This is a genomic window from Kosakonia sp. N21 (assembly GCF_050587465.1).
Taxonomy (GTDB): Bacteria; Pseudomonadota; Gammaproteobacteria; order Enterobacterales; family Enterobacteriaceae.
The window spans coordinates 387,169-397,537 of the sequence record NZ_JBOBHR010000004.1 but is presented as its reverse complement, the minus strand read 5'-3'; the positions used below and the strand labels follow the sequence as shown (position 1 = coordinate 397,537).

The window sequence follows — 10,369 nt, the reverse complement described above, 5'->3', positions numbered from 1 at the left end:
ACTAATAATCAGCATTCATGCCACCTGCAAGGAGCGACGTTTATGCATCATCATTCCGTTACATCGTCACGAATCGCTTCTGTAGGTTATGACAGCCTGAACCGCATCCTCGAAATTCGTTTTCACGACAACAGCATTTACCAGTATCGCGATGTGCCGGAACGTATCTTCTCGGTGTTTTTGACGGTAGTGTCCAAAGGTCGCTTTTATGATGGCGTGGTTAAGGGCAAATTTCCGGAAAAGAAACTCGCCTGAAAAGGTAGCTGTCAGACCCGTCAGTTCCTGCCAGGATAAGGGCGTTAACCCACTCATTTCAGGAAGTCGCAATGTCAACGTTTCAGCACCCCACCCCCTATTACGCTGTGATTTTTACGTCTGTACGCACTGCCGTCGACGACGGTTATGGCGAGATGTCTGACCGAATGATGGCGCTTGCCGTGCAGCAACCGGGATTTCTGGGCGTCGATTCCGCCCGCGAAGAAGTCGGGATCACCGTCTCTTACTGGGATTCACTGGATGCCATTAAAAACTGGAAAATGAATGCCGAACATTTGATGGCCCAGAAAACCGGACGGGAAAAGTGGTACCACTCTTTTACAACCCGAATTTGCCGGGTAGAAAAAGAGTATGCGTTTCAGGCCATGGCGGAATAATCCCTTTCTCATTGCGGTGGATCCACACCGCCTTCTTTCCTGCCGCGTGATAAAAGCCTGCCTCCGGCGCAAATCATTGCTACAATCCTGCCCTAATAGCGTATGTCTGTCAGCGGTGCCGTACCGGCTGGCGCTAAAAACCGGAATTGAGCCTTTTTCATGTCGCAAAATCAAGAAATTAACAAAAAAGAACAATACAACCTGAACAAATTGCAAAAACGCCTGCGTCGTAACGTGGGCGAAGCCATTGCTGACTTCAATATGATTGAAGAAGGCGATCGCATCATGGTCTGTCTTTCCGGCGGTAAAGACAGCTACACGATGCTGGAGATCCTGCGCAACCTGCAACAGAGCGCGCCGGTCAACTTCTCGCTGGTGGCGGTGAACCTCGACCAGAAACAACCCGGTTTTCCGGAACATATTCTGCCGCAATATCTGGACACGCTCGGTGTTGAGTACAAGATTGTAGAAGAAAACACCTACGGCATCGTTAAAGAGAAGATCCCAGAGGGGAAAACCACCTGCTCGCTCTGCTCCCGTCTGCGCCGCGGTATTCTGTATCGCACCGCGACCGAACTTGGCGCGACCAAAATCGCGCTGGGGCATCACCGTGACGATATCCTGCAAACGCTGTTTTTGAATATGTTCTATGGCGGCAAAATGAAAGGCATGCCGCCCAAACTGATGAGTGATGACGGCAAACACATCGTGATCCGCCCGCTGGCCTACTGCCGCGAAAAAGACATTGAGCGTTTCTCGCAGGCCAAAGGGTTCCCGATCATTCCGTGTAACCTGTGCGGTTCGCAGCCAAACCTGCAGCGTCAGGTGATTGCCGATATGCTGCGCGACTGGGATAAGCGCTATCCGGGCCGGATTGAGACCATGTTCAGCGCGATGCAGAACGTGGTGCCGTCACACCTGAGCGACATTAATCTGTTCGACTTTAAAGGGATCAACCACGGCTCTGAAGTGGTGAACGGCGGCGATCTGGCGTTCGACCGGGAAGAGATCCCGCTGCAGCCCGCAGGCTGGCAGCCGGAAGATGACGATGCGCAACTGGACGAGCTGCGACTTAACGTTATTGAGGTGAAGTAATCATCCGGCCTCTCTGATTTGTCGGTCAGAGAGGCTTTCCGGTTTATTTCAGTAACCGTACACGACAGGCTTTGCCTTTGATTTTCCCGTTCTGCAACTGTTTCCATGCCTGGCGCGCCACGCTCTGGCGTACCGCGACGTAAACGTGAGCCGGGTGAACGGTAATTTTGCCGATATCCTCGCCGTTTAACCCCATATCCCCGGTCAGCGCACCGAGCACATCCCCCGGACGCATTTTGGCTTTCTTACCGCCGTCAATGCACAGCGTCGCCATCTCCGCTTCCAGCGGCGCGATCCTGACGTTTGACGGAGCCGTAAGCCAGTTCAGCTTCAGTTGCAGCATTTCACTGAGAATATTGGCGCGCTGCGCCTCTTCCGGCGCGCATAAGCTGATGGCAAGACCGCTGTTTCCCGCACGCGCAGTACGCCCGATGCGGTGAACGTGGACTTCCGGATCCCACGCCAGCTCATAGTTGACCACCAGCTCAAGCGATTTAATGTCCAGGCCACGCGCCGCCACATCGGTGGCGACCAGCACGCGGGCGCTGCCATTGGCAAAACGTACCAGCGTCTGGTCGCGGTCGCGCTGTTCCAGATCACCATGCAGTGCCAGAGCATCCTGACCTGCGGCATTCAGCGCATCACACACCTCCTGGCAATCTTTTTTGGTGTTGCAGAACACCACGCAGGATGCGGGTTGATGCTCGCTGAGCAGTTTTTGCAACAGGCCAATTTTGCCCTGGCGAGAGACTTCAAAGAATTGCTGTTCCACCGCTGGCAATGCATCAACGGTGTCGATTTCGATGGTCTGAGGATCGCGCTGTACACGGCCGCTGATCGCCGCAATCGCTTCCGGCCAGGTGGCGGAGAACAACAGGGTTTGACGTGTGACCGGCGCAAAGCGGATCACCTCATCAATAGCATCGCTGAACCCCATATCCAGCATACGATCGGCCTCATCCATCACCAGCGTTTGCAGGTTATCCAGCGACACGGTGTTTTTTTGCAGGTGATCCAGCAGACGACCGGGCGTGGCGACAATAATGTGCGGCGCATGCTGCAGCGAATCACGCTGTGCGCCAAAAGGTTGCCCGCCGCACAGCGTCAGCACTTTAATGTTCGGCATAAATCGCGCCAGACGGCGCAGTTCGCTGGCGACCTGATCGGCCAGTTCACGCGTCGGGCAAAGGATCAGTGACTGCGTCTGAAAGCGGCTGGCGTCAATATGCTGTAACAGACCCAGGCCGAACGCCGCTGTTTTACCGCTTCCGGTTTTTGCCTGCACGCGCACATCTTTTCCGGCGAGAATGGCGGGCAGCGCGGCGGCCTGTACCGGTGTCATGGTGAGATAGCCCAGTTCATTAAGATTATCGATCTGGGCTGCGGGCAGAGTATTCAACGTTGAAAAAGCGGTCACAGTATATTCTCGTGGTAAAAGGCTTACGTTCAGCAGGCGCGTATCCTCTCAGATCTGCCCGCTTAACGCGACAACTTAATCGGTTCTTCATCCGGCGGCGGGTCTGGCAACGGCTGCGGACGCGGGATCGGATCGGGAACCGGCACCGGGTCGACCGGAATCGGATCGGTGGGCAAGGAGTCCGAGGGATTCACTAAGGTAAGATGCGACATATTGACCTCCATAAAGGACAGATAACACCTTAAAGGTAGAAGCTCATGGCGCGGAGGCAAAAAAAAAGCCGACTCATTAAGTCGGCGTCGTACGAATCAATTGTGCTATGCAGTAATTCAAAAAAGGAAGTAAGACAATATGGAGCGCAACGCCCATCGCTTGACGTTGCATTCACCTGCGAGAGAAATATTGCCCTGAATAGGTATGTCATATATTGACCTGGCGCAAGTTACATGGTGTTTTTATGTTCGTTTTTTGTTAAAAAGGTTAAATTTTACAGCCAGTTACTACGCCGCAACCACCAGGTAACACCCCCGATCAACACGACCAACATCAGGCAGAATAGTGAGAAGCCAAGATGCCACCCACCACCGGGAATTCCCCCCAGGTTTACGCCAAAAAGCCCGGTCAAAAACGTACTGGGCAAAAACACCATCGCCATCAACGACATGGTATAGGTTCTGCGCGCCAGCGACTCCTGCATCACCTGAGTGATCTCATCGGTCATGACGCCCGTACGTGCAATGCAGGCATCAATTTCATCCAGCCCGCGGCCTAACCGCTCCGCGATATCCTTCATCCGTTGGCGCTGATCGTCGTTCATCCACGGCAACCGTTCACTGGCGAGACGGGCAAAAACATCGCGTTGCGGCGCCATATAGCGGCGCATCACAATCAACTGCTTGCGTAGCAGCGCCAGAATACCGCGCGGCGGAATTTGCTGGTCGAGCAGATTATCTTCGAGATCGATAATTCGGTCATGCAGCGACTCAATAAATTCACTGGCGTGATCGGTCAACGCATCGCAAACGTCCACCAGCCAGCCGCCACAGTCAACAGGCCCGGTGCCTTCCTCAAGCTCACTAACGACATCATCCAGCGCCAGGACCTTACGCTGACGCGTCGAGACGATCATCCGCTCGTCCATATACAGGCGCACGGCCACCAACTGGTCTGGTCGCTCATCGGTGCTGCCATTGATACACCGCAGCGTGATCAGCGTCCCCTCTCCCATGCGGCTCACCCGGGGCCGCATGCTTTCGCCCGACAACGCATTGCGCACGCTGTTTGGCAATACTGGCGTCGATGCCAGCCACTGGGCGCTCTCCGGATTTGTGTAATTGAGGTGCACCCAGCACGGCGTACGCTGGGTAATGACATCATTATCTTCCAGCGGTTTTACCCCGCCTTTTCCGTCCAGCAGCCATGCAAAGACGGCATCCGGCACGTTTACATCGGTTCCTGTTATGGCTTCCACAGCGCCTCCACAATCAACATGGTGTTGTTTGTCAGTCTAGCCGTATGGAAGCGTTAAGCAATCATCACGCTGAATTTGTTAACAAATTTTTGCACAAAACAAAAAGGCCCGGTGAACCGGGCCAGGTCTGACAGCACTCCGTTTCAGAACGAGTGCCAGAAATTTTCCTGATTACCCACCGCGGGCACAGCAGCCGGTGCCGGAGCAAGCCGCTTATCCGCCGGAGGCGTCGCCACAGTGCGCCCTCCTGCCTCAAGGCGGAACTTACCGGTACGGTGCTGTAACTCCTCAACCTGATGTTTCAGGACATCGGAAGAGCCTGCCAGCTCATCCACCATTGTCACGTTACTCTGCGTGACCTGTTCCAGTTCAGCCAGCGCCAGCGTAATTTGTGAAATGCCTTTCTCTTGTTGCAGGGTGGTAACGGCAATCTCATCCATCAATTTACTGACCACGCTGGCCCCGGAAACAATATCATGCATGTTCTGCTCGGCTTCACCCACAACCGCAGCCCCTTGCGTCACGTTGTTGGTCGTTACGGCGATCAGCGTCTTGATGTTTTTCGCAGCTTCGGCGCTGCGATGTGCCAGATTGCGGACTTCCTCCGCCACCACCGAGAAACCTTTACCATGATCGCCAGCCCGCGCGGCCTCGACCGCTGCGTTCAACGCCAGAATATTGGTCTGGAAGGCAATGCCGTCAATAAGGGAGATGATTTCCGTCATCTGGTCGGCGCAGTCGGTAATGGATTGCATATTCTGCGCCACCTGGCCCATTAACGTCCCGCCTTTCAGGGCGCTTGCACTGGCCTCTTTTGCCCGGCTACTGGCCAGCCGGGTATTGTCGGCGTTATTTTTGGTGCTTGATGCCATCTCTTCCATGCTGGAAGCCGTTTGCACCAGAGAGGCAGATTGTTGTTCGGTTTTCACGGAAAGCTCTTCGCTACGGTCGGCCAGCTGTGCCGACAGCTCCAATGCGGAATCCGAGGATGATCGAATTTCTTTGACCAGTGCCGCAATACTGCGGGCCAGACTGTTAATGCCAGGAATCAGTCGTCCGGCGCAGTTATTACCGAACTCCGGAATAACAATCGAGAGATTTCCGGAGGTTACCTCTTCAATGCTTTTCTTAACGGTGTTAATTGGCGTGACTAAATAATATGTCATATATAGCCACAATAACCCCAGGGAAGTGAGTGAAACGACGCTGGTAGCAACAAACAACACGCTATTTTTTGCGATGACGATCACTAGCATTTCAATAATTATGAAAGTGACAATCATGAATAAAATAATAAATGTTCTTACACTAATATTCTTTAACATAATGACACCAACGAAAACACCAGGAGGGGTTATGATCCTTATAGCATCCGTATTCCACTTTTACACGGTGAAACTGATGCAGCAAGATGTTCACCCTTTAATTGCCGTGATTTAAGCTAATCCAGCACAATAAACCTGAAACAGCACCAGAAGCCAGTGGTACACATTGGATTGCACTAAAAATACCTGCGCTGAAACTAAAATATATCATATAGAATTAACCACCTTGGTGTTCCTTTTTTCCGGCGTAGCACTTTTGAATGCATTTAAATAATGCTTAAACCGTTCATTTTATTTAATGTTATTTTCCTTCCGGCCGATTAATAAAGTAACTTGCAGAATTAGTTAATTCGCACCTGCAATAATAAAGCGAGCGTGACCATTAATTTCATCAGGTTAGCTGCTAAAATTAGTGCCAGGATTAGTTAACAACTTTTGTCCGTGTGGATTGCATGATGCTCTATGTTTCGTGGGACCCCATATTGATCGGCATCTCTTTTTTAGTGGCGTTCATTGCGTCTTTTGTTGCATTGGATAGCGCCGGGAAAGTCATGTCATCTGAGCCGCGGATTGCCCTGTTCTGGCGTATTGCTGGCGGCGCCACGCTGGGCATGGGTATCTGGTCGATGCATTTCGTCGGGATGCTGGCGATGAAAATCCCCATGATGATGCATTACGACCTGCCGTTAACCATTCTCTCTTTCCTGGTTGCTTTATTGGCGGCGACGCTGGCCATCAATATTTCAGTCAGTAGCAATCCCTTACCCAAAAAACATCTGCTGCTTGCCACGCTGCTTCTGAGCACGGGCATCGTGGCGATGCACTACCTCGGCATGGCCGCGATGATGGGGTTTGTGACGATTTACTGGAATATTGCACGCGTCCTGCTCTCCATCGTTATCGCTTTTTTCAGCGCAGGCGCTGCATTGTGGCTGGCTTTCAGCCTGCGGCAAAATATGCACAGTGTCTTTATCAACCGTGTTTTCGCCGCGTTTGTTATGGGTATGTCGATTTGCGCCGTGCATTACACCGGTATGAGCGGCGCGACATTCAGTAACGATGGATCCGGAATCATTGTGCGCGGTCATGCACTGCACCTGATGAGCGCAGGCGTGGGTGAACTGGGTTTATCGCTGTGGGTTGCTACCACGACGCTGGTGATCTTCGGCATCATGCTGTTTATCTCCATGATTGACTCTCAGCTGCGCACATCCCGCCTGACCAACAGTTTGCGCCAGTTGAATCAACAACTGGAAAAACAGGCGTATTACGACGCACTGACCGGGCTGGCGAACCGTGTTCAGCTCGATATCCTGCTGGAGAACTGTCTTAACCGCGCAAAAGAAGAACAGACTACCTTTGCCCTGATTTATATGGATCTGGATCGTTTTAAACTGGTGAATGATGCCTGGGGGCACCACATCGGCGATCGGTTGTTAGTGGCCGTTGCCACGCGGCTTTCCGCCTGCCTGAGTCAGAAAATGTCGCTGGCGCGCCTTGGCGGCGACGAATTCACCTTGCTGGTGCCTGACACCAGCGAAGCAGAGGTTGAAACGCTGATACGCCGTATGGTGACGACAATCCAGCATCCTTTCTATGAACTGAGCCATGTCATTAATGTCTCGCTCAGCGCCGGCGTGAGCTACTTTCCCGAACACGGTGAAACGGCGCATGAACTGAAATTAAAAGCCGACACGGCGATGTACAGCGTTAAGCAGGAGGGACGTAACGGTTGGGCGATTTATCACACGGCGATGGCGCAAAAAACCGCCGAAGCCCCCCTCTTTTTACAGGATCTGTCGCAGGCGCTGTCGCGAAATCAGTTTGAACTCTGGTATCAACCGCAATACACCGCTCCGGGCCATACGCTGTGCGGTTTCGAAGCGCTGCTGCGCTGGCGTCACCCGCAGCATGGAATTTTACTGCCGGGCGTGTTTTTGCCGCTGCTGGAAAAAACCGGGTTAATTGTTTCCGTTGGCCACTGGGTCATCGATGCCGCCTGCCGCCAGTTGCACCACTGGAACAATCAGGGGTTCACGCAGCTTAAGCTGGCAATCAACCTCTCTCCCACACAGTTTGAACAGCATGACATTTACGATCTGATTACTGACTCGCTGGTGCGTTATCATATCGACCCGACGCAGTTAACACTGGAAGTGACAGAAAATACGGCGCTTAAAAATATCGATCGTAGCGTGCAGTTATTGAACCAGTTTTCACAACTGGGGATCACCGTGGCCATTGATGATTTTGGCACCGGTTATTCCAATATGCTGATGCTGAAAAAACTCCCCGCAACGGAACTGAAAATCGATAAAAGTTTTGTGAAAGACATTCGCGATAACAGCCGGAATGTCAAAATCGTCTCGACCATTATCGATATCGCCCACTCCATGAATATGCACGTGGTAGCGGAAGGCATTGAAACACAGGAACAACATGCGCTACTGACCCACCTCGGATGTTCGTACATGCAGGGTTTTCTCTTTGCCCGCCCCTTACCCGTTGAAAAAATCTCAGCGCTGCTCCATCAGAAAACGTTTGCTTTATCACTGGAATGTTCAGAGGCGTCACAAAAAAAACCTGCATAACATCTTATTTTTCAGGTATGTTGCAATGAAGTAATAACATTGCCGCGATGATATACCTGTTGCAAGCTGGCAACGTGCGCAATACGGGGAGTAGCGATGCTGAAACATCACCTGGAAGCCCTGGATATTCTTGACACCCCGGTGTGGGTGATTATCCCCGATACGGAAGCGTTACTGTTTGCCAATAAAAAGGCGAAAAAGTTGGCGGCGGGCCGCACACTCAGTGAAATGCGCAATGGAACCTACTCGGCCTATGCGCAACACAGCCTGTCAATGTATCTGCCCGGTTTGCAAAACCAGGATGAGGTGGTCGAGATCTGGAGCATCGGCCCGGTCTCAGAAGAGACCAGCCTCAGTTGCCGGGCCTCACTGCGTGAACTGGATGATGTTGGCAGCGTGCTGATCTTCGAAGGGATTTACGGTCTGACGCCCACTATCCCTAAAACCAGCCGTGCGGCGGCTTATCAACCACGTAAACAAGGTTTTTACGCCCGCTTCTTTTATACGACGTCCGCACCCATGCTGCTTATCGATACGGCCCGCGATGGCAAAATCGTTGATGCCAATCTCGCGGCGCTGCATTTTTATGGCTACGATCGCGAAGCGATGTGCCAGAAACACACCTGGGAAATCAATACCCTTGGGCGTAGCGTTTTGCCAATTATGTCGGAAATCTCCCGGCTACCGGGCGGGCATAAGCCGTTAAATTTTATCCACCAGCTTGCAGATGGCTCCACGCGGCACGTTCAGACCTACGCCGGGCCGATTGAGATTTACGGCGAGCGGCTGATGCTGTGCATCATTCATGATATTACTGAGCAAAAACGCCTTGAGCAGGAGCTGGAATACGCAGCGCACCGGGATGCGCTGACCGGTCTGCTCAATCGGCGGCAGTTTTACCACTTCGCGGAACAAAGCCAGCCTGACTCGCCGGATTTCTCGTTATTGCTGGTGGATACCGATCACTTTAAACATATCAACGACCAGTTCGGCCATCAGCGTGGCGACGAGGTACTTATCGCCCTGGCGCGTACCCTTGAAGCGACCTGCCGTAGCGGGGATCATGTGTTTCGCTGGGGCGGCGAGGAGTTTCTGCTTTTACTGCCCCACACGTCCATTGATGCCGCATTAGAGGTAGCGGAAGCGGTACGTCAGGCTGTTGCCAGTATCACCATGCCGGGTCTGCCGGGTTTCACCGTCAGCATTGGCGTTGCCCGCCATCTGCCAAATGAAAGCCTGGATACGCTGTTTAAACGGGTGGATGAAGCGCTGTACCGCGCGAAGAATAATGGCCGCAACCAGGTGCTTGCCGCCTGAACGCAGGCAAAATAAAAGCGCCCGTGCTGCGGGCGCATCTTTTCGCTGAATGACAGCCTTGCGTTAAATTAGTGGATACCCAGCCGCCAGGCAAAATCGATCTCTTCTTTCAGTTCCGTGTGCGACAGCGTAAGCAAATCCTCGAACTCCAGCCTGAGCTGTTTGAGTTTTTTTAAGTACTCAGCCGGGGTCAATGCGCTTTTATCACGACGCAGATACTCGATAGCCAGTCGGGTCGGGTCTAATTCACTCTCCATAATGTCCTCGTAGGTGATGAAAACCTCACCACTATAGCACAATTGTATGCTTGTTTTTTGACCAAAATCGTAAAGGCGGTGGCTTTACATCAGCAAAGAGACGGCTGGGAGCGGTAAAACCGTCATCCGCACGAAAAAAGGGGTTGCAGCATCAAATGATAAAGATTATCTTTCTCAACACCAAATACCTGAGTGAATCAGTCGGGTATTTGGTACGACATTGCTCACATTGCTTCCAGTATT

At 52.4% G+C, this 10,369-nt stretch carries 10 protein-coding genes; 5 read left to right on the top strand and 5 right to left on the bottom strand.

Annotated features, from left to right (window positions below):
• Positions 1-42 precede the first annotated feature (42 nt).
• The 3 genes from ACQ3G7_RS12135 to ttcA all read left to right on the top strand — a co-directional run bounded on the left by ACQ3G7_RS12135 (position 43) and on the right by ttcA (position 1,748).
• The gene (locus ACQ3G7_RS12135; RefSeq protein WP_061496124.1) at positions 43-255 is read left to right on the top strand and encodes a KTSC domain-containing protein; all 213 of its coding nucleotides are present in this window, start codon (positions 43-45) and stop codon (positions 253-255) included.
• Between the two features lie 71 nt (positions 256-326).
• On the top strand, positions 327-653 hold the full coding sequence (locus ACQ3G7_RS12130; RefSeq protein ID WP_263100718.1) for an antibiotic biosynthesis monooxygenase family protein: 327 nt from the start codon (positions 327-329) through the stop codon (positions 651-653).
• Between the two features lie 159 nt (positions 654-812).
• Complete coding sequence (gene ttcA / locus ACQ3G7_RS12125; protein WP_430889969.1) at positions 813-1,748, top strand: tRNA 2-thiocytidine(32) synthetase TtcA; 936 nt, start codon at positions 813-815, stop codon at positions 1,746-1,748.
• A gap of 43 nt (positions 1,749-1,791) precedes the next feature.
• On the opposite strand, the gene dbpA is transcribed toward ttcA, so the two are convergent.
• The 4 genes from dbpA to ACQ3G7_RS12105 all read right to left on the bottom strand — a co-directional run bounded on the left by dbpA (position 1,792) and on the right by ACQ3G7_RS12105 (position 5,961).
• Positions 1,792-3,165, bottom strand: coding sequence for an ATP-dependent RNA helicase DbpA (dbpA, locus tag ACQ3G7_RS12120; RefSeq protein ID WP_430889968.1), 1,374 nt, complete (start codon positions 3,163-3,165; stop codon positions 1,792-1,794).
• Positions 3,166-3,227: 62 nt separating this feature from the next.
• A complete protein-coding gene (ynaL, locus tag ACQ3G7_RS12115) occupies positions 3,228-3,377 on the bottom strand; it encodes a proline-rich small protein YnaL (RefSeq protein WP_430889967.1) in 150 nt (49 codons plus the stop codon).
• Between the two features lie 275 nt (positions 3,378-3,652).
• On the bottom strand, positions 3,653-4,636 hold the full coding sequence (gene zntB, locus ACQ3G7_RS12110) for a zinc transporter ZntB (protein ID WP_430889966.1): 984 nt from the start codon (positions 4,634-4,636) through the stop codon (positions 3,653-3,655).
• A gap of 143 nt (positions 4,637-4,779) precedes the next feature.
• Complete coding sequence (locus tag ACQ3G7_RS12105) at positions 4,780-5,961, bottom strand: methyl-accepting chemotaxis protein (protein ID WP_430889965.1); 1,182 nt, start codon at positions 5,959-5,961, stop codon at positions 4,780-4,782.
• 455 nt (positions 5,962-6,416) lie between these two features.
• On the opposite strand from ACQ3G7_RS12105, the gene ACQ3G7_RS12100 reads away from it, so the two are divergent.
• Positions 6,417-8,552 carry an EAL domain-containing protein gene (locus ACQ3G7_RS12100; RefSeq protein WP_430890135.1) on the top strand — a complete coding sequence of 712 codons (2,136 nt, stop codon included), beginning with the start codon at positions 6,417-6,419 and terminating at the stop codon, positions 8,550-8,552.
• Positions 8,553-8,648: 96 nt separating this feature from the next.
• A complete protein-coding gene (locus ACQ3G7_RS12095) occupies positions 8,649-9,869 on the top strand; it encodes a GGDEF domain-containing protein (protein WP_430889964.1) in 1,221 nt (406 codons plus the stop codon).
• Between the two features lie 68 nt (positions 9,870-9,937).
• On the opposite strand, the gene ACQ3G7_RS12090 is transcribed toward ACQ3G7_RS12095, so the two are convergent.
• Positions 9,938-10,126 (bottom strand): YdiH family protein, encoded by a 189-nt coding sequence (locus ACQ3G7_RS12090; protein WP_061496138.1) that lies wholly within the window; start codon positions 10,124-10,126, stop codon positions 9,938-9,940.
• Between the last annotated feature and the right edge of the window lie 243 nt (positions 10,127-10,369).

Bases quoted from the DNA above. Each gene is read 5' to 3' on its own strand.
- ACQ3G7_RS12135 (WP_061496124.1), top strand. From the start codon at position 43: ATGCATCATCATTCCGTTACATCGTCACGAATCGCTTCTGTAGGTTAT.
- ttcA (WP_430889969.1), top strand. From the start codon at position 813: ATGTCGCAAAATCAAGAAATTAACAAAAAAGAACAATACAACCTGAAC.
- ACQ3G7_RS12095 (WP_430889964.1), top strand. From the start codon at position 8,649: ATGCTGAAACATCACCTGGAAGCCCTGGATATTCTTGACACCCCGGTG.
- ACQ3G7_RS12105 (WP_430889965.1), bottom strand. From the start codon at position 5,961: ATGTTAAAGAATATTAGTGTAAGAACATTTATTATTTTATTCATGATT.
- ynaL (WP_430889967.1), bottom strand. From the start codon at position 3,377: ATGTCGCATCTTACCTTAGTGAATCCCTCGGACTCCTTGCCCACCGAT.
- ACQ3G7_RS12100 (WP_430890135.1), top strand. From the start codon at position 6,417: ATGCTCTATGTTTCGTGGGACCCCATATTGATCGGCATCTCTTTTTTA.
- ACQ3G7_RS12090 (WP_061496138.1), bottom strand. From the start codon at position 10,126: ATGGAGAGTGAATTAGACCCGACCCGACTGGCTATCGAGTATCTGCGT.
- ACQ3G7_RS12130 (WP_263100718.1), top strand. From the start codon at position 327: ATGTCAACGTTTCAGCACCCCACCCCCTATTACGCTGTGATTTTTACG.